This is a genomic window from Streptomyces sp. NPDC021224, from assembly GCF_044332905.1.
GTDB lineage: Bacteria > Actinomycetota > Actinomycetes > Streptomycetales > Streptomycetaceae > Actinacidiphila.
This window is the reverse complement of the sequence record NZ_JBIRPW010000001.1, coordinates 106,730-125,847: the sequence shown is the minus strand read 5'-3', so window position 1 is coordinate 125,847 and position 19,118 is coordinate 106,730. Positions and strand designations below refer to the sequence as shown.

General features: G+C 72.5%; 14 protein-coding genes and 1 pseudogene. 8 read left to right on the top strand and 7 right to left on the bottom strand.

Annotated elements, in window-relative coordinates:
- Positions 1 to 8: 8 nt before the first annotated feature.
- Positions 9 to 2,270, top strand: a complete 2,262-nt coding sequence (locus ACH4PY_RS00505) for a LamG domain-containing protein (RefSeq protein ID WP_398173988.1) — start codon at positions 9 to 11, stop codon at positions 2,268 to 2,270.
- 65 nt (positions 2,271 to 2,335) lie between these two features.
- Here ACH4PY_RS00505 and ACH4PY_RS00500 read toward each other — a convergent pair whose 3' ends face one another.
- Positions 2,336 to 3,388 carry a hypothetical protein gene (locus tag ACH4PY_RS00500; protein ID WP_398173985.1) on the bottom strand — a complete coding sequence of 351 codons (1,053 nt, stop codon included), beginning with the start codon at positions 3,386 to 3,388 and terminating at the stop codon, positions 2,336 to 2,338.
- A 151-nt stretch (positions 3,389 to 3,539) separates the two neighbouring features.
- A complete protein-coding gene (locus ACH4PY_RS00495; RefSeq protein ID WP_398173982.1) occupies positions 3,540 to 6,476 on the bottom strand; it encodes a hypothetical protein in 2,937 nt (978 codons plus the stop codon).
- A 90-nt stretch (positions 6,477 to 6,566) separates the two neighbouring features.
- Between ACH4PY_RS00495 and ACH4PY_RS00490 the strand changes: the two genes are divergently transcribed.
- The 6 genes from ACH4PY_RS00490 to ACH4PY_RS00465 all read left to right on the top strand — a co-directional run bounded on the left by ACH4PY_RS00490 (position 6,567) and on the right by ACH4PY_RS00465 (position 12,403).
- Positions 6,567 to 7,064, top strand: coding sequence for a hypothetical protein (locus ACH4PY_RS00490; RefSeq protein ID WP_398173979.1), 498 nt, complete (start codon positions 6,567 to 6,569; stop codon positions 7,062 to 7,064).
- A gap of 134 nt (positions 7,065 to 7,198) precedes the next feature.
- Positions 7,199 to 7,369 (top strand): hydrophobic protein, encoded by a 171-nt coding sequence (locus ACH4PY_RS00485; protein WP_398173976.1) that lies wholly within the window; start codon positions 7,199 to 7,201, stop codon positions 7,367 to 7,369.
- A gap of 264 nt (positions 7,370 to 7,633) precedes the next feature.
- The gene (locus ACH4PY_RS00480) at positions 7,634 to 7,825 is read left to right on the top strand and encodes a CsbD family protein (RefSeq protein WP_398173973.1); all 192 of its coding nucleotides are present in this window, start codon (positions 7,634 to 7,636) and stop codon (positions 7,823 to 7,825) included.
- Between the two features lie 148 nt (positions 7,826 to 7,973).
- Entirely contained in the window at positions 7,974 to 8,876 is a 903-nt protein-coding gene (locus tag ACH4PY_RS00475; RefSeq protein WP_398173970.1) for a TIGR03619 family F420-dependent LLM class oxidoreductase, read from the top strand.
- A 90-nt stretch (positions 8,877 to 8,966) separates the two neighbouring features.
- Positions 8,967 to 10,550, top strand: coding sequence for an FMN-binding glutamate synthase family protein (locus ACH4PY_RS00470; RefSeq protein ID WP_398173967.1), 1,584 nt, complete (start codon positions 8,967 to 8,969; stop codon positions 10,548 to 10,550).
- Between the two features lie 89 nt (positions 10,551 to 10,639).
- Positions 10,640 to 12,403 carry a thiamine pyrophosphate-dependent enzyme gene (locus ACH4PY_RS00465; protein WP_398173964.1) on the top strand — a complete coding sequence of 588 codons (1,764 nt, stop codon included), beginning with the start codon at positions 10,640 to 10,642 and terminating at the stop codon, positions 12,401 to 12,403.
- 83 nt (positions 12,404 to 12,486) lie between these two features.
- On the opposite strand, the gene ACH4PY_RS00460 is transcribed toward ACH4PY_RS00465, so the two are convergent.
- The 5 genes and pseudogenes from ACH4PY_RS00460 to ACH4PY_RS00440 all read right to left on the bottom strand — a co-directional run.
- A complete protein-coding gene (locus ACH4PY_RS00460; RefSeq protein ID WP_398173961.1) occupies positions 12,487 to 12,684 on the bottom strand; it encodes a cold-shock protein in 198 nt (65 codons plus the stop codon).
- 226 nt (positions 12,685 to 12,910) lie between these two features.
- On the bottom strand, positions 12,911 to 13,405 hold the full coding sequence (locus ACH4PY_RS00455; protein ID WP_398173958.1) for a DUF4913 domain-containing protein: 495 nt from the start codon (positions 13,403 to 13,405) through the stop codon (positions 12,911 to 12,913).
- Positions 13,406 to 13,467: 62 nt separating this feature from the next.
- The gene (locus ACH4PY_RS00450; RefSeq protein WP_398173955.1) at positions 13,468 to 17,226 is read right to left on the bottom strand and encodes a trypsin-like peptidase domain-containing protein; all 3,759 of its coding nucleotides are present in this window, start codon (positions 17,224 to 17,226) and stop codon (positions 13,468 to 13,470) included.
- 44 nt (positions 17,227 to 17,270) lie between these two features.
- Positions 17,271 to 17,570, bottom strand: a complete 300-nt coding sequence (locus ACH4PY_RS00445) for a trypco2 family protein (RefSeq protein ID WP_398173952.1) — start codon at positions 17,568 to 17,570, stop codon at positions 17,271 to 17,273.
- 249 nt (positions 17,571 to 17,819) lie between these two features.
- A pseudogene (locus tag ACH4PY_RS00440) lies at positions 17,820 to 18,515 on the bottom strand (transposase); the annotation flags it as partial.
- 77 nt (positions 18,516 to 18,592) lie between these two features.
- On the opposite strand from ACH4PY_RS00440, the gene ACH4PY_RS00435 reads away from it, so the two are divergent.
- Positions 18,593 to 18,970, top strand: a complete 378-nt coding sequence (locus tag ACH4PY_RS00435; RefSeq protein ID WP_398173949.1) for a hypothetical protein — start codon at positions 18,593 to 18,595, stop codon at positions 18,968 to 18,970.
- Positions 18,971 to 19,118: the final 148 nt, after the last annotated feature.

Sequence of the window (19,118 nt, the reverse complement as noted above, 5' to 3'; positions counted from 1 at the left end):
TGGGGATCGTGAAGCTCAGACATGTGCGGCCGTGCGGCAGACCCGGAGCGCGGTTCAGGGCGTGGCCCGCCGCGGTGGCCGCGGGCCTGCTGCTCGCGGCGCTGCCGATGACGGCGGCGAGCGCGCAGGCCGCGGGGAAGCCGGACGTCCCGAAACCGACGGTGCCGACCGCGCAGGGCTTCGCGTCGTCGCCGACCCCGGCCTGCTCGACGGACAGGGCCGCGCCGACCCTGCTCGGCGACACCACACCGCAGCTCACCGCGGTGGTGCACGTCGCCGCGGGGAGCACCCGACCCGACTACCTGCGCGGGCACTTCGACATCCAGGCACGCCAGGCCCCGCGGACGTGGACGGAGGCGGCGAGCGAGTCGGCCCCCTCCGCCTCCAGCACGGTGCGGGACGGCACACCGGTGACGACGTCGGTCAAGGAACCGCTGTCCGTGGGCACCCTCTACCGCATGGCCGCCTCCACCTGGTCGTACACCGGTGACGACACCCAGTACCTCGCCTCGCCCCGCACCGCCTGGTGCTACTTCACGATCGACCCGACGGCCCCGCTCGCGCCGACGGTGACCTTCGGCGGCCCGTACACCGAGTGCCTGCCCAACGACTGCGCTCCGCACGGCGGTCCCGACGTCCCCGGCACCTTCACCTTCGCCCCCGGCGCGGGCGACACGGGCGTGGTGGCGTACGAGTACCAGCTCACCGACAGCACCTGGGCCGTCGTCCAGGGCTCGCCCGCGACCGTGACGCTCACGACGCAGCGGTCCGGCACGGCCGTGCTCACGGTACGGGCGCAGGACCGGGCGGGCCGCTGGGGCTCGGCGACCCAGGTGCTGTACAACGTCGCGCCGCCCGCCGCCTCGGTCGGCCGGTGGCACTTCGACGACGCACCGCCCGGCGACACCACGGCGCCCGCCGCCGACACGGCCACGGGCGCGGGCGACCGGCACCCGGCGGCGCTGTCCGCGACGGGCGCGGACCGGGCGGCGACGGGCCGCCGCGGCGCGGGCGACGGCGCCCTCGCCCTGGACGGCGTCACGGGCTACGCCGCCACCGGCGGCCAGGTCCTCGACCCGGCCTCCTCCTTCGCCGTGTCCGCGCACGTCTTCGCCGCCGACCTGGCCCAGGACCGCACCGCCTTGTCCCAGACCGGCGCCGACGGGTCGGGCTTCGCCCTGCGGTACGACGCCGGGGACGAGGCGTGGCAGTTCTCCTACGCCTGGAACGACGGCGGCTCGCGGCACGTCGCCTACGCCGAGGCGCCCGCGGGCGCGGAACGGGTGTGGACGCAGCTCGCCGGATCCTACGACGCCGCCGCCCACACCCTGACGCTGTACGTCGACGGCCGTCAGCAGGGCGCGCCCGTCACCCTCCCCGCCACGGCGTCCGCCGCAGCCGCCTCCGGTGACCTGGAGTTCGGCCGGGACGCGGTCGCAGGCGCACCCGGGAGCTACGGCGCCTACTGGGACGGCTTCCTGGACGAGGCGCAGGCCTGGCCGCGGAAGCTGTCGGCCGGCGACGCGGCGCCGGAAGCCGAGCTGACGGACCAGAACGGGTGGCCCGCCCTCGCGGAGGTCGCCGCGTGGAACGCGTCCGGCGCGAGCGGCACAGCCCTGACCGACACCACGACCGGCTACGGACGCACCCTCACCACCGAGAACGGCGCCCAGCTGGACGGCACCGCGCTCGTCCTCGACGGCGTCGACGACGCGGCCACCACGCCCGGCCCCGTCGTCGACGAGAACGGGTCCTTCACCGTCAGCGCGGTGGTCCAGCCCGACATGTCGGTGATCAGCGGCAAGCCCGCCGGGTGGACGGGCCAGGTCGTCGGGAGGCGCGCGGCGGACGGCTCGGCGTGGGGCATCGCGTACACCCTCGTCGGGTACGACGAGATCCCCGACCCGGACTCCGACGGCTATCTCCCCGTGCCCGTCACCCAGTGGACCTTCGGGCGCTTCGCCGCCGACGGGACGTTCACCGGTGTGGTTGCCGCGGACATCACGGAGTGGCTGCCCGGGACCGCGAACGACCCCGTCCGGGTGACCGGTGTCGTCGACGCGCAGAGCGGCACCGCCACGCTCTTCCTCGGCTCGACCGAGGAGGGGACCGCCCCCTTCACCCCCGCCTCCGGAGCCGGTGAGCTGACGGTCGGCAGGGCCTGGGCCGACGGCGGGTGGACCGACTGCTTCCCGGGCCGCGTCACCTCGCTGAGCATGTGGGCGGGCGCCGTGATCGGACCCCAGCTCGGCACCGTGACCGCAGGCTGACCGACCGCACCGGCACGGGCGGCCCGGAGCACCGGGCCGCCCGTCACCCGCGGCGGGCCGCCCCGTCAGCTCGTGCTCACCGTGATCCGCACGGCGTAGGCGCGTTCGCCCGTCAGGACGAGGGTGCCGTCGTGGTAGCCGATCGCCGTGGGGAGCGGGCAGGGGAAGTGCGTGGCGTCGGTCGGCGTCGTGGCCTTGCAGCCCGTGGGGCCGGAGTCCTCCTCGGTCGCGCCGGAGGCGATCAGTTCGGCCTTTCCACCGTGCAGGTGGAGGACGTAGTCGCCGACCGGTGAGCCGGGGGTCACGCGCAGCGCGTGCACGTAGACGCCTCCCGTGGTGTCGGACGCCGTCCACGCGGGGGACAGGGTGGCCAAGGGGCCCGTCACGCCGGGCAGTGTCGCCGGGAGTCTCAGCGTCGTCGCGCTGCCCGACGGCGACACCACCTGGACGTGGGCCAGGTCGAAGCCCGTGCTGCCGCTGGGGGGCAGCAGGTACACCGTGCCGTCCGGCGCCACCGCCGCCCCGGCGGCGGAGAGGGTGACCTGCCGTCCTGCGGCGGCGGCCGGGCGCTGGAAGAGCCGGGTCAGCCGGCCCCCGGACAGCGACCACAGCGTCCGGCCGTCCGCGATCACCACCGCGCCCGCGCGGGTCACCCCGACCGGTCCCGCCTGCTGCGTCAGCCGCGCGGTGGCGGCGGGCTCGGCGGCGTCGGTGGGCGCGCCGTCCGCGCGCCCGGCGCCGCCGCGTCCCGCCACGACCACCGTTCCGCGCCGGTCGTCGTAGCGCTTGATCGCGCCGTCGTGGCCCCAGTACACCGAGCCGTCCGGACCCACGGCGACGCCTGCGGGCTCGGCTCCCTCGAAGTCGGCCGCGGCGGCGGCGATCTCCGAGACCTTCCCCGCGGTCGTCACCCGCGCCAGCGTGGGGTGTTCGAGTACGTAGCCGGAGCCGTCGGGTCCGGTCGCGAAGCCCACGGGTCCGCCGACGCCCTCGCGCAGCGCCCGCTGCGCCGGGGCGCCGCCGGTGAAGTCGCCGAAGGCGGCGGCCTGCCCGGCCTTCGGGGCGGCCGGGGCCCCGTGGCCGCCGCACGCGGCCGGCGCGGCCAGCGCGAGCAGCACGCAGCAGGCCGCCCACCCGCGCCGGTGCCCGCGTCCGCGTCCTCGCCCGCGTCCTCGCCCGCCTCCGGGTCCATGTCCTGCGGTCATGTCCGACCAGCCCTTCGCCTCTGCTCGCCTCCGGGCGTCGCCGACGGCGTCCCGCGGTCCGGTGTCATTCGACGGCGGCCGTGCTCGGCGTCCGCCACATGGTCCCGTCGTCGTAGCCCGCGCTCGAATCGGACGTGAGGTTCCGCAGGAGGGAGCGCTGCTGGTCGGTGAGTTTGCTCTTGGTCCACATGTCGAACTGGGTCCAGTCCTCGCTGGTCCGCAGGGTCACCTTGCCGTCGTGGTACCAGGAGTAGCCTTCCGGCTTCTCCTTGATCTGCCCGGACGCCAGCAGCCCGTTGACCACGGGCACCGACAGGTACTTGTCCTCGGCGAGGTCCCGTTTCTGCGTCGCGTCCGCGACGTCCGAGGCGTGAGTGGTCGAGAACTGGTACGAGAGCCAGGCGCTGCCACCGCCGTTGACCACGCTGAGGCCCTTGTAGACGCCCGTCACCAGGGCCCCCGCCCCGTCCGGTGCGGCGATGAACGGGCTCATCACGCCGCCCGCGATCCACGCGTACATGGCGTCGTGGTTGGCCTGCTCGTCGGCCTTCTGCGCCGGCTTGTACTTCAGGTCGCTCGTGGTGTTGTCGATGGCGCCGTCGAGCCAGCCGAGGTTCGTCAGATAGGCCCTGGCCCGGGGGTCGTCGATGGCGTCGGGCCCGGCGCCGTGGTAGATGCGCACGACGTTGGTCATGTTGGCGTGGACGGCCGCCTTGAAGCTGCCCGCCGCCTCGGGGTTGTCGTTCATGAAGCTGTGGAAGAGCTGGTTCATCGCCGACGGGTCGGTCTCGATCTCCGGCTGCCCGTCGTGGTTGACGAAGACGTTGAACCCCGGGTCGGTCGTCGTCGAGCCGTTGGGGGCCGAGTCCGCGAAATCCGGCACATAGGCGCCGGCGACGTCGGCGAGGGCGACCCCGAGCGTCTTCGGCAGCGGCTTCTTGCCGTGCGCGTACTCGTTGGCACCCGCCTGGAAGACGTTCGACGCGGCTGTCGCGGCGGCCGTGTCGACGGCCTTGTCGCCGCTGCCGCGCTGGGTGGCCTGCAGGATGACCCGGCTGGGGAACATCGAGTCGTCGCCGATGCCGGGCGTCGTCCAGTTGCTGTTGACGAGCTGCTCGGCGACGAACCGGTTCTCCTTCGCGTCCGGGCCGGCGAGCAGGTCGCGGCTGGCCTGCTGGTTGTCCGAGAGCCTGGACAGCACCGCGAGGCTGGGGTCGTTGGCGGCGATGCCCTGCGCGATGGCCGTCTGCTGGTCGATGTTCTGGTTGGCGTTGTGCTCGCTCAGGCCGAGTTCCCCGTACCAGGGGTCCTTCGGGTCGACCCAGCTGTCGACGAGGCCGAGGCTCATGTCCCCCGAGGAGAAGCCCGGCCGCAGGTTGTCCTTCTGCGCGGCCCGCCAGTGCAGGGCGGCGTCGCCCATGGACGTCAGGAACGTGTGGTCCCACTGGCTGCCGGGCGGGCCGTACTTGAGGAGCATGCTCGCCGCCCACATGTCCTGGGGGGAGGTGAAGGCGGTGGCGCCGAACTGCGGGAGGTCGCCCTTGGCGTTGAGGGTGGTCGCCGCCGCGAGGTTGTCGCCGAACTTGCCGAGGATCCTGGTGGAGTCGGGGCTGAGGACGGTGCCGCCGTGGGTGCCGTCCATGGCGTGCAGCTCCAGGGCGAGCTGCGCTTCGAGGTCGGCGCCGCCGTTGCCGTAGTAGCCCTGCATGAAGCCGGTGTCGTTCTTGCCCGCCTCGGCCTGGTCGGCGACGGAGGCGATGGCGGGGCGGGTGGCGGGCCACGAGGGGTCGGCGCTCTCGGCGAGCCGCAGCAGCGAGGCGGCCTGGTCGCCGGTCTGCTGCGGGGTGGCGCCGGCGGGGGCGCCGAAGGTGGTGAAGGTGGTGGTGATGAAGTCCTGGTAGTCGCTCTGCTTGGCGTGGGCGCCGGTGAGGGCGCTCATCGCGGCGGTGGCGAAGGTGGTCTCGGCGCCGGTGTGCAGGACGGGGGCGTAGTACGAGCCGTAGGGGCCCTGCGTGGAGCGGTTGCCCGCACCGGCGTTGAGGGTGGTCTGGAAGGCGGCGGTCAGCCGCGGGTCGTGCCGGTCGGCGGCGTAGCCGGCGAGGGTTTTGAGGTTGCCGTTCAGGTCGGTCTTGCCGGGGCCCTGGCCCATGGTCGCGAAGGCCTGCTGGGTGGCGTCCTCGTTGGAGCCCAGCGCCTGGAGGTCGAGGGTCACGGTGTCCTGCGGCAGTCCGAGGGCCTGGGCGGTGAAGGAGTCGCCGAGCGGCGGCCGCTGCGGGTTCTCGGCGAAGCGGTCGAGGCCGTTGGCCTTGGTCGCCTTGGCCAGGAAGTCCGACGGGAAGGTGCCGTACTGGAGCATCGCGGCCCGGTTCCAGGCGGCGCCGTCGGGGGCGTTCGGCTGGGGCTCGGTGTAGTACGAGACGACCTTGTCGAAGCCCGGCGCGGGGTAGGTGGCGTCGGTCGCGGTGGCGAGCGCGTGGCTGAAGACCACCAGGTCGCTGCCCGCGGTGCTGCTGTTGGTCGCGGCGAGCAGCGAGGGGAGCGTCGAGGCCTCGGACGGGGTGAGGTTGGCGTAGAAGGCCGAGCAGAAGTCCGGGTCGTCCTGGTGCGCCAGCAACTCCTGGGCGAGGGCGTGGTACTGGTCGCCCGCCTTGCTGTCGCCGCCGTGGTTCGCGTTGAACTCCAGGGCCAGCTTCTTGCCGTCCGCCTGGGCCTGCGCGGACGTCTCGGCGACCGGTTCGGGGATCTGCACCATGTGCGTCCCCGGCCCTGCCCCGGCGTCCATCGCGGCCGCCAGGTTCTCCCGCCGCTTGAGCTTGGGCGACTCGTCGTCCAGCCACCCGCAGATGCCCAGCAGTTCGCCGAACGGCTGGGTGTCCATCCCCCACTGGGCGAACTGCCCCTTCCAGTACGAGACGCGGTCCCGTAAATGCGTCCGGTCGCCGTCGAAGGAGGCGATCATCTTCTTCAGCGCGGCCGGGTCGATACCCGAGAAATCCCCCATGACGTCCCCCCGAACCTCCTCGGCCGCCGGTCGGCGCCCACGCCCACTCTTGCGCCCACCCCCCTCGAGCACCCTTTTCATGGGCGAAGCTTGACGTCTTCTGTACGCTCCCCGGCCTGCGGGACCCGGGTCTTTCCACGGTCCGAGCGGGCGGGTCCCGAGGAGGAGTCGGACGCGCTGTACGAGCGGTGGACCGTCCCCGAGGCCGTCACCCTCGCCACGCTCAAGCACTACCGGCACTCCGAGGCCGTCACCGACTTCCCGTCCTTCCCCGGGCGCGGGCACTCGCTGACGACCGACGGCGGCCGGTGCGAGGTCGCGGACGAAACGCTGGCCTGGCCGCGGCGGCAGGACCTCGGGGCGTCGCGACGACCGGGCCCGCCTTCGACCACGGCGTGGCCGGTCAGCGGGCCGTGGTCACCGGCGCCGGCCGGGGTGTCGGCCTGGCGGACCGACGGCTTCCTGGCCGTGACGGACGCGGACTGGGAGCGGACGCTCACGGCCGACCTCGGCAGGCCGCAGGACCAGGCACGGAACATCACCGGCAGCGACCTCACGATCGACGGCGGCTTCGTCCCCACCTGGTGACCGGCGGGCGGTGACCCGCGAACCCGCGACCGGAGGGGCCCGGCACCCGGACACCCCTTTCCGGAACGGATTCGTGCGGGGCGATGCATGGCATGTGCAAAGCGGGGAAGCCGGTCCCTTGGAGGTTGATAATCATGGGACCGTTGCTCGTTGTTCTTCTGCTGGCACTTCTTCTGTTCGGTGGGGGATTCGCCCTGCATCTTCTGTGGTGGGTCGCGGTGGTCGTCCTCGTCGTGTGGGCGCTCGGTTTTGTCATGCGGGGCACGCACTCCGGCGGAGGCCGGAACCGCTGGTACCGCTGGTAGGCGAAGCCGCAGGTCGCACTACGGGCGCGGGCGCCATCCGATGACGGGTGGCGCCCGCCCGCGTGCGTACCCGAGCCCGTCCGGTGTACCGAAACCGGTCCGGCCGAAGAGGGATGACGGGGCATTTCCGGGACAGGAGTTCACTGCCGGGAGGTTTCCTCCCGGCGACCGGAATCACCAGCTGTTTCCGCGGAATCCGGCCGCTTTTCCGCACGGTCGGCCCCCGAAACGGCCGGAGAATCGAATCGAGTCAAGGAGCCTTCGATGGACGCCGGCGACAAGTTCGAAGCCAGGACCGACCAGGCCAAGGGTGAGGTCAAGGAAACCGTCGGCAGGGCGGTCGGCAACGAGAGCCTGGAAGCCGAAGGCCGTGGCGACCAGGCCAAGGGTGACGCGCGTGAGGGCGTGGAGAAGATCAAGGACGCCGTGAAGGACGTCTTCCACCGCAAGCACTGACTGCGGCACCGTGGGGCCGTGCGGCCAGGTGGCCGTGGGGCCGTGTGGCCGCGGGGCCCGGGACCGTACGGTCCCGGGCCCCGCACCCTCGGGCGGCGGGACCGCCGCCCGGGCGCGACGTGCGGGAGACGGGGAGGCGGAGGACACGGTGAAGATCGGATTCGCACTGCCGCAGTTCCACCGGCAGGCCTTCGAGGTCGCGCGGGTGGCGCAGTTCGCGCGGGAGATCGAGTCGAGGGGCGGCGCCAGCCTGTGGGTGGGCGACCGCAACCTCGCCGCGGTCCATCCGCGGATCGGCTACGGAGGCCGGGGCAACACCATTCCCGCGGAGCTGAACCCGGCGGCCGACCCCTTCGTGCTGCTGGGCGTGGCGGCGAGCGCCACCCGCCAAGTCGCCCTCGGCACACATGTGCTGGTGGCTCCGCTCTACCCTCCGGTCCAGCTGGCCCGTTCGCTGACGACGGTCGACCTGATCAGCGGCGGCCGCCTGCTGCCGGGCTTCGGCGTGGGCTGGTCACCGGAGGAGTACGAGGCCGCCGGGCTGGACTTCACCCGGCGCGGTGCCCGGCTGGACGAACTCCTCGACGCCCTCGAAGCGATCTGGACGAAGGACCCCGCCGCCTACGAGGGAACCCTGCTGTCCGTCCCCCTGCACCATGCGCCGCTCAAGCCCGCCCGCGCGCCCCGCCCGCCCCTCTACCTGGGCGGCAGTTCGGAGCGTGCGCTGCGGCGCGTCGGCGAACGCGCCGACGGATGGCTGCCCTTCTGCGTCGTCCCGAGCTGGCTCGACATCGACGGCCTCAACCGTCAGCGGGCCGTGGTCGACGCAGCGGCACGCGAGGCGGGGCGCGCCCCCGCGGCCGTCGACAGCATCCTGCGCGTCAACATCGCCGCCGGCACGTCCTCGGACGAGGTGTCCACGGCCATCAAGAGCGTGCGGGAGGGGACCGGCATCGACCACGTGATGGTCGACACGACCTACAGCGACGAGAGCGTGGACCAGGCGCTCCGGCGCGCGTCCGAGATCCTCGACGGCTTCCACGAGAGCTGACGGCCACGGCCACGTCTGCGCCCCCGGCCATGACCAGAGCTTGACGCAGCGGGCGGGCGTGCGGGCGCGTTCCGCGGATAGGCGCCTGAGGTGACGAGATTCGGTGCGGTGATCCTGACCCTTCTCCTGGCTGCGACGGCGGTCGTCGCGGCCCTGGGCACCTCGGCCTGGTGGTGGGCGGCCGCGGTGCCGCTCGCCCTCCTCGGGCTGCTGGGCACGTACGACCTGCTCCAACGGCGCCACTCGGTGCTGCGCAACTACCCGGTGATCGGCCACGCCCGCTTCCTGCTGGAGAAGATCCGTCCGGAGCTTCAGCAGTACTTCGTGGAGCGCAACTTCGACGGCCGGCCGTTCGACCGCGACACCCGGAGCATCGTCTACGAGCGAGCCAAGGGCACCGACGCCGAGGAGCCCTACGGCACCGAACGCGACGTCTACCGCCCGGGCCACGAGTTCCTCGTGCCGTCGATGGCGCCGCGGCCGGTGCCCGACACGCCGCCACGGGTGCGCATCGGCGGCGCGGAGTGCACCCAGCCGTACGACATGGCGCTGCTCAACGTGTCCGCGATGAGCTTCGGCTCGCTGTCCGCGCAGGCGGTGCTGGCCCTGAACAAGGGCGCCGCGGGTGGCGGTTTCGCGCACGACACCGGGGAGGGCGGCCTGTCGGAGTACCACCTGCGGCACGGCGGCGACATCGTCTGGGAGATCGGCACCGGCTACTTCGGCTGCCGTACCCGTGACGGGGACTTCGACCCCGGCGAGTTCGCGGACAAGGCCGCGCACGACAGCGTCAAATGCGTCTCGCTGAAGCTGTCGCAGGGCGCCAAGCCCGGTATCGGCGGCGTGCTGCCCGGCCCGAAGGTGAACGCGGAGATCGCCCGCGTACGGGACGTCCCGCAGGGGCGGACCGTCGTGTCGCCGCCCTACCACCGGGTGTTCGGCACACCCCGCGAACTGGTGCGCTTCATCGCCCGGATGCGGGAGCTGGCGGGCGGGAAGCCGGCCGGCTTCAAGCTGTGCGTCGGCTCGCGCAGCCAGTTCCTGGCGGTGTGCAAGGCGATGATCGAGGAGGACACCACACCCGACTTCATCATCGTCGACGGCGCCGAGGGCGGTACGGGCGCGGCGCCGCTGGAGTTCGCCGACCATGTCGGCACGCCCCTCACCGAGGGCCTGATCACCGTGCACAACGCCCTCGTCGGCGCGGGCCTGCGCGACCGCGTCCGGATCGGCGCGAGCGGCAAGATCGCCACCGGCAGCGACCTCGTCAAGCGCATGGTCCAGGGCGCGGACTACGGGAACGCCGCGCGCGCCATGATGTTCGCCGTCGGCTGCATCCAGGCGCAGCGGTGCCACACCAACACGTGCCCGACGGGTGTCACCACCCAGGATCCGCGCCGCGCCCGAGCCCTCGACGTCGGCGACAAGTCCGCCCGGGTGCAGCGGCTCCAGGAGGCGACGGTGGCCAGCGCCCTCCAGATCATGGCGTCCATGGGCGTCACCGACCCGGCGCAGTTGCGCCCGCACATGCTGCGGCGGCGGATCGACCCGTACACGGTCCGCTCCTACGACGAACTGTACGAGTGGCTGTCGCCGGGCCAGTTGCGGGCCGAGCCGCCCGCCTCGTGGGCGGCCGACTGGTCCGCCGCCGATCCCGACCGCTTCACCGTCTGAGCCCGCATCACCGCCTGAGCCCGCCTGAGCGCGCTGAGATCGCTGGGCCCGCTGAGACCCGTACGTCCTGCCCCTGAGCTGGAGGAACCGTGACCCGTACCGTTGCCCGTGTCATCGTGGACGCCCTGGCCGAACTCGGCGTCGGCCAGGTCTTCGGGGTGGTCGGCGACGCCCTGAACCCGCTGACCGACGCGATCCGCACCACCGACGGCGTGGAGTGGGTGGGCTGCCGGCACGAGGAGGCGGCGGCGTTCGCCGCGAGCGCGCAGTCCCAGCTCACCGGCGGACTCGGCGTCTGCATGGGGACGGTCGGTCCCGGCTCGGTGCACCTGCTCAACGGCCTCTACGACGCGGCCAAGAGCCGCACTCCGGTGCTGGCCATCGCGGGCCAGGTGCCGCTGCCCGAGCTGGGCAGCGACTACTTCCAGGAGGTCGACAACGACGCCCTGTTCGCCGACGTCGCCGTCTTCCGCGCCACCGTGACCTCACCGGAACAGCTGCCGCAACTGCTGGAGACCGCGGTCCGCACCGCGCTCGGGCGCAAGGGCGTCGCCGTGCTGTCCGTCCCCGGCGACCTCGGGGACAAGGAACTGGAGGCGGACCGGCGGACCCGGTTCTCGCTCACCACGCCCACGACCCGCCCCGACGCCGACGCCGTCCGCGCCGCGGCCGCCCTGCTCGACCGGTCCGAGCGCGTCACCCTGCTCGTCGGCCGCGGCGCCCGGGACGCCCGCGACCAGGTCCTGGCCCTCGCCGAACGGCTGGCGGCGCCCATGGTCCTCACCCTGAAGGCCAAGGAGGGCTTCGAGGGCGACAACCCCTTCCAGGTCGGCCAGACCGGCCTGATCGGCAACCCCGCCGCCGCGGCCGGCCTCCAGGAGGCCGACACCCTGCTGCTGCTCGGCACCGACTTCCCCTACCGCGACTGGTACCCCGAGGACGCGACCGTCGTCCAGGTGGACACCGAACCGACCCACATCGGCCGCCGGGTCCCCGTCGAGATCGGCCTGGTCGGAGACGTGGGCGCGACCGTCCGGGACCTGCTGGCCGAGCTGTCCGCGACGCCGCCCGGTGACGGGCAGGGCCGTGACCGCGGGCACCTGGAGAAGGCGGTCGCGCACTTCGCGTCCTGGCGCGAGGGGCAGGCCAGGCTGGCCGCCCCCGACCACGACAAGGGCCTCATCGGCCGGGTCCGCTCGGCGCTGGACAACCACGAGCACGGCATCCGCCCCGAGGCCCTGGCCGCCGCGGTCGACCGGCACGCCGCCGACGACGCCGTCTTCACCTCCGACACCGGCATGGCGACCGTCTGGCTGTCCCGCTTCGTCGAGATGCGCGGCACCCGCCGGCTGCTCGGCTCGTACAACCTCGGCTCCATGGCCAACGCCATGCCGCACGCCCTGGGCGCGCAGATGCTGGACCGTGACCGCCAGGTCGTGGCCTTCTGCGGCGACGGTGGCCTGAGCATGCTGCTCGGTGACCTGATGACGCTCAGGACGTACGACCTGCCGGTCACGCTGGTCGTCTTCGACAACCGCAGGCTGGGCATGGTCAAGCTGGAGCAGGAGCAGTCGGGCCTCCCGGAGTTCGGCACCGTGCTGGACAACCCCGACTTCGCCGCCGTCGCGACAGCCCTCGGCCTCACCGGCATCCGCGTCACCGACCCCGCGGACCTCGACGACGCCGTCCGCACCGCCCTGGCCACCCCCGGCCCCGTCCTCCTCGACGTCCTCACCAACCCCGACGAGATCGCCGTCCCCGCCAAGCCCACCGTCCAGCAGGGCTGGGGCTTCGCCGTCGCCAAGCTGAAGGAGATCGTCCGCAGCCACGGCGACGACTCCTCACCTGCCTGAGCCCCCGCCCCCCCCGAGACGGCCCCGCCCTGCGGCGGGGCCGTCGTCGTACACCGCGGGAACCGCGCCGCCTGCGACGCCTGTCAGAACAGCCGGATATTGTGCGGCTGTGGTCCCGCGGCGGCCACGACCAGGTCGTACTCCACGCGCGCGTCCTGGTGCAGAACAGTTGCCGGCGCGATCATCGCGGCCACGAATTGCAGGGCCGGTGTGCCGTCGGTCGGCATGATCGTTCCGGTCAGCGCGACCGGGTTGAAATTCTCGACGATCCCTGTCGGCATGGCGTCCCCCCACATGGTGATCCAAGGCCACGCCCCCGGTGGGCGCGGCAGCGAATTCCTGCCCAGCGGCACGCCTCCCGAACCCCGTATGTCGTGACTTGGGCGGACGGATCACGCCACTCCCGGCGGAGCCGATCATTTCCGGCCACCCCTCGGTGTGCACCGGGGCCGGTCCCGTCCTCGCCTCCCTTCGGAGCGTGTCCGTGACCCGATCTCAGACGTGCCCTCAGAAATCAGGCACTCCTGTGCCCTCCCCACCCTGCTCGTGGGCGTGAAGTGAGAGGGCGGGGTGATCCCACATCTCCGGCGGTGACGGGTTGCTGGGCAACGGGCCCAGCTTCTCGGTGTGCCCTTCGGGCCCGGAGCAGAACGCGAAGGGACCGGTGAGCGGATGCATCAGCACGGTGAGATGGGGGTCGGCGTGGTGCAGCCACCAGTTGGACATGCCGAGGGACGCGTCGACCCGCAGGTACTCGAAGGCGCGCCACATCGCGCTGATCCGGACGAGCGCCTCCGGATGCCTCCACCAGTCCGGGCACCAGGCCAGATGAACTCCGTCCACACGGCGCTGCACGATCTGGGAGAGGTAGTCGTCGTAGAACTTGTCCAGCGAGGTGAAGACCAGACCGGAGTCGTCCTCGGCCTCCGGCGGCGCCGCTCCCGTCGACGCGACAGCGCCCCCGCCGACGGGGGCGTCCTGTTCCTCCTGCGGGTCCGGCATGTCGTCCTCTCCTGTCGAAGTGCATGATCACGTCTGTTCCGCCGGCCGGCGGTGCCCGTCCGTCAGGCCTGCGGCAGCCCGTACCGGCGGCGTACGTCCAGCGCCTCGGACCTGCGCCCGCAGTCCTCCAGCAACTGCGCCCAGCGGGTCGCCGCTTCCGTCACGTCATCGTCCGGGTGAGGACCTCGCCCCGACGCACGGACGTAGTGTTCGGTGGCTTCGCGGGCCAGGGGCAGGCCCCGCAGCAGAGCGCGCATTCCTCCGGCCGCGGCGGCGTAGTTGGCGAGTTGCAGCAGATTCGACGCAAGCCGTCTGCGCGCTTGGCCGGAGTACCGCGCCTGCGGACGCAGCAGCGCGACGGCCCGCTTCCTGAGCGGGACGGGATCGCCTCCCGCGCCGGTGGTCTCACTCAGCCAGGCCATGAGGGCCAGCCCGCTCGCGTAGGGCAGGGCCTCCTTGTCGGGCGCCTCCCTCCAGCGCCGCTCGTACAGCTCCAGCGCTTCGTCGGCCGCCCGCAGCGCGTCCTCGGGTCTGCCGTGGTCCGCCAGGGCTATGGACTGGTCGTGCAGCGCCTCGGCCAGACCGGCCTCGTTCGGTGCCGGGTGGAGACGGACGAGTTCGCGCCGGACGCCGATCTCCTCCTCGATGAGGGAGATCGCCTCCTCCCGGCGTCCGGCGCCCTGGTGGAACTGGGCGGCCTTGAGCAGGTCGTTGGCCAGATTCCCGCCATGGGTCACCGGGTTGTCCCGGTACAGCGACCGACCGTACCGGAGCGCCTCGCGGACCGTGTCCACGGCCTCGTCCGTGCGGCCCATGTCGTTCAGTACCCAGGATCGGTTGCTGAACAGGAGCCGCATGTGGGAGCTGTACTCCGCGGGGGCGATGTCGCGCGTGAGGTCGTACAGCTCCCGCGCCTCGGCCAGCGTCTCCAGCGCCTGCTCGTTCGGTTGCTCGGTGGCCAGGTTCACCAGGGACAGTGCCAGGTCCTTGTTGTAGGTGTCCGGATTGTCGGCGGCGAGCCGCCTTCGCAAGGTGACCGCTTCTTGAAGGGTGGCGTGCATGCCCACCGGGCTGACGCCTTCCCGCCAGTAGTGCCAGGACACCCTGTTCAGCGTGTGGGCCAGGCCGTTCGCGTGGGCGTCCGGGTTCTCCGTGGCCAGCCTGCGCTCGATGGCCAGGGCCTGCTCCACGATGATCCGGCCCTCCCTGAGGAGCCCGGAGCTCGTCCGGCAGACGGCGAGGGTGCGCAGGGACACGGCGTGTGCGGCAGAGCGGAACGGGTCACGCCCGGCGAGTTCCCGGCGGATGGCGACCGATTCCTCGGCCATGGCCACCGCCTCCGGCAGACGGACCTCCTCCTCGTAACTCACCGCCAGCGAGTTCAGGGCCTTGGCCAGCAGCTCCCGGTCCGTGTCGTGACCGCTCCGCGACAGCCCGCGGCACAGCTCCACAGCCTCCTCGGCAAGAGCGAGCGACGTCCGACGGGAACCCGCGTTCCACTGGTCGGAGGACTGCTGGATCAGCACACCGGCCAGCACCCGCTTCTCCGCGGGGGACCCGTCGGCGGCCCGGGCACGCGCGATCACCAGCGCCTCCGCGCCCGCCGCCACGGCCGTACGCCAGTCGCCCGTCCGCGCCTTGCGCCTCGCCCATTCCCCCAGGGCCCAGACGAGCCCGTCCCGGTCGGCGCCCCGCCCCGCGGACTCGCGGTAGCGCTCGACCAGCCGCTGGGTGAGGCGGACAGCGAACCGGGTGAGCGCATCGGAGGCCTCCGGAAGCGCGGCCGCAGCGGCGCGCAGTACCTCCGCCGCCAGGTCCTGCTGCTCCAGCAGCACGTCGAGCCGCGCGAGGACGACATCGCGCTGCCGGGTGCGGGCGCCGTTGGCATGGGCCACCACGGACCGGCTCAGCACCGTCAGCGCCTGCACCTGCTGGGTGGCCGTCCCGCCCGCCATCAGGGCAGGCAGCAGCGCCGGCACCTCCGCCACCATGAGCGAAGCCTGGAACTCCGCCACCCGGTCGGGCTGCAGCATCCCCCAGTAGGCGTCCCCGGCCCCGGGGTACAGCCGGCGGAGCGCCACGGCGACCTCCCATTCCCGCCCCCGGCCGAGGGCCGGCACCCGGGCCACGACCTCCATCGCCTCGTCCTCGTCGGCGGCACCGCACAGCGTCGCCGCGGCGACGACCCGGCGCATCAGGGACATCGGCAGCTGGCGCTCCCCGTCGGTGGCGAGCGTGCGCGCCCAGTAGCGCTCCTCGTGGCGCAGCAGCGTCGCCTCGACCGCTTCGCCGGGCACGACGTCAAGGGGGGCGGGGCCCGCCTGGAGGAGGGCGACCAGCGCTTCCATCTGGACGTTCAGGGCAGTGGCGTAGCGGCGCCCCGACATGTCCGACGGGATACTCAGCCCGCCGGCCAGGGCAGCCCAGTCGTGCTCGGCGTAGCCGTCGAGGCGCTTCAGCTGCTCGGCAAGTCCGCGCAGCGCCGCGGCGAACGCCTCCCGGCGGTCGCCCGATGTCACGTCCAGCGGGCCGAGTTCGGTGGTCGGGGCGGAGGCGAGGATCTCGTGGGTGGCAACGCCCGTGCCGTACGGGTCGGACTGCCATCCGCCGGACGAGCGGGCCACGAGCAGCACGCGGACGGTCCGTCCGGTCGCGGCCGCCGCGCGGGACCGGTCGATCAGCCGCCGTATCCAGTGCGGCCTGGACTCCGCGTAGTCGACGACCAGGAGCAGGTCGCGGACGCAGTCGCCGAGGATATGTAGCGCCGAGGCGGGTGTTCCGTCGGACGGCGGGGTACCGTCGCCGCGCAGGTCCTCGTCGGAGAGATCGCTGCGGAGCAGGCCCGCGGTCCAGCCAGGCTCCGCGCGCACGGCCTCCACGAGCCGCCGCACCAGACGGCTCTTTCCCTGACCACCGGGTCCGGTGAGGACCCGGACCGTCAGCACCCCGCCCGGTGGCCCGGGACGCGGGCGCCTTTCTTGCGGGGCAAGGCACCAGTCCCGCAGCTTCTCCCACTCCTGGACGCGGCCTCGGAACGGGGTGGCCTCCACGTCGGCGCGCAACAGCATCGCCGGGGACCGCAGGTCGCGTTCGGGCGCGGCCGGGTCGAGCAGCGGGGCCAGTTCGGCCGGCTCGACGACCGGTGAGCGCCACCCGCGCGCCACCCGGGTGCGCAGGGCGGCGCGGAAGCCTTCGTCGGCGACGATCTCGCTGCTGCGGGTGGCGGTGAGCCGGGTGCCGGCCTCGGCGCGCCGGTCCTTCCGGACCACGCCGAGGAGCAGATCGCCGCTGAACACCGGGGCGCCGGACATGCCCGCCCAGCCCTGGCCCTGCCGGTCCGTGGGGGGCAGCGGGTCGTTGCTCAGGAGTTCCCAGCGGTGCGCCGATCCGCCGGTGCCGGGGCTGACGCGGCCGGCGAACTGCTCCTCCGTACGGGCCGGGCCGGTGGTGCCCCCCACTGGTATTCGCTGGTAGCGCGGATAGCCGTACGAGACCACCGGATGGGATGCGGAGCGGGTGACGAGGTCGCCCCACCGCTGAGGTTCCGGACCCGCGGCCCGGGTCGCCGCCGGGCCGTCCACCGCGAGCAGGGCCGCGTCCACACCCGTGTCGTAGCGCAACCAGAGCACCCGGGCGTCCCAGGGACCAGGTTCACCGTCGGCCGGAATGGTGACGGTGGCCGTGCGGACCATGCCCCCCTCGGTGCGCAAGAGGTGCGCGGCGGTCAGGACGAGGCCGGGCGCGATCACGTAGCCGGTCCCGAACGACCCGGGACCCGAGCTGTCCCGCCCGCGCACCTGCACCACCCGCTCGAACCGCACCGCCACCCCCTGAGCCGGATCCGTGCACCCGGGACACCGTGCCCTCAGTCGTCGCTGTCGCCGATCTCCACGTCGCCGCCGGAAGCGGACCGGGGATGCAGCGTGAGCTGGATGCGGTGGGTGGTGCTCTCGGCGCGCTCCCGCTTGCCGTCCACGCCGACGACGCCGAACCGCAAGGTGCCGCCGCCGGAACCGGTACGGGTCAGCTGCATGGCGAATTCGACGGTCACATCCCCGACCCGGAACCTGACGTCCGACCCGTCAGCCTCGCGCTGGGCGGCGGCCAGCTGCCGGCGCAGCAGCCCGATCGCGTCGGTCAGATCGAGCCCGTCGCCCTCGCCCACACACGCCCCCTCATGTCGCACAAGTGGTCACAGGGTGACACAGCGGCACCCGGATACCCAGGGGAGCGCCCCGATCAGCGTGATTGCGAGAGCAGTTGACCCGGATCGGGACCCCCGAGGGCTGACTGTCGTCGCGGATGTCCCGCCGGATCCGCAGGCGCCGGAAGCCGTCGATCCAGCGGACGATTCCCCGAATTGAACCGTGGGGTACTCCGCGGCGGGCGATGACCGGTTTGATGTCGCGCTTCCGCAGCCGGCAGCGGTATTTGTGGTCTTCATGCGGGCGAAGACGTGCTCGACGCGGGTTCGGACCTGCTTGTGGGACTTGTTGTGTTCCTCTTTCCAAGCCTGTAGCTCGGTCTGGCCGCGCTCCCGGCGGTGAGGGATGACGAGTCCGGTGCCCGGGTAGCCGCCGTTCGCGATCGTGAGGGTCTTGCCGACGGCGGCCTTGGCGCCTGACTCCTCCCACGCCTTGCAGTCGTTGCGGTTCCCGGCGAGAGGCCGGCCGACCACGACGAGCAGGCGGGTGTCGGCGTCGATGACGACTTGGTGGTTGGTGGAGTACCGGTAGTTCTTCGACCGCTCGGCGATGGAGTGGTCCCGGGTGGGGACCAGGGTGCCGTCCACGATGAGCACCGTGCCCTTGGCGAACCGCTTGCGCGGCTGGAGCGCGGGCATCGGCCCGAGGTGATCGATGATCCGGTGCGCCGCCGACTTGGACACTCCGAACAGCGGGGCGAGCTGCCACAGCGTCAGATTTATGCGCCAGTACGCTGCAACCAGCAGCGCCCGGTCCTCCAGCGGAAGGCTCCACGGACGGCCCTTGCGGACCGAGTCCGCGCCCTCGCGCCGTAGGGCGGTCAGAAGCCTGCCGAAGTTGCGCGGGTTCAGCCCGGCGAACGGAAGTATCCAAGACGGTTCCGACGCCGTGATCACACCAACCACCGCCGGATCATCTCAGTTGCAGACGTCGCTGGTCCCGACCGATCCTTTGCCTATTCGACGATCCGAGGGAGAACGACGTGGGCCTGACTCTGTTCCCGGGAGACGGAGAAACCAGTAGCCCCGACGTCGGCTGGTCCTACAGCGGCTTCGCCGCGTTCCGGCGGCACCTGGCGCGAGCCGAGGGCTTTGATCTCGACAAGATGTGGGGCTTCGGCGGGGAACGCCCCTGGAGCGATGTCTCCACCTCGCTCGAACCACTCCTTGACCGCCCAGACGATGGCGGAGGCGAGCTCTCGCCCACTGAATGCGCTGCGCTCCTGCCCCGCCTCGAGGCGATCGTCGACCAGTGGCGGAATGAGGTCGACGTCCCTCGGACACACACCGACGCGGCCCGACAGCTGACGGTCGTTCTGCGGCTCTGCGTCGCGAAGGACGTCGAGCTTCTCTTCCTCTGATGTCCGCGAAGCCGGGGCAGGCCCTCGCACTCCCGCAGTTACGGGACAGCCCTTAGACCACCAAGGCGCTCAAGCCCGTCTGCGCGGCGCCGAACGGCACAGCCGCCGCCGAGCGGTTCGGCGAGTTACAGGAAGCCTTCGGAAAAAG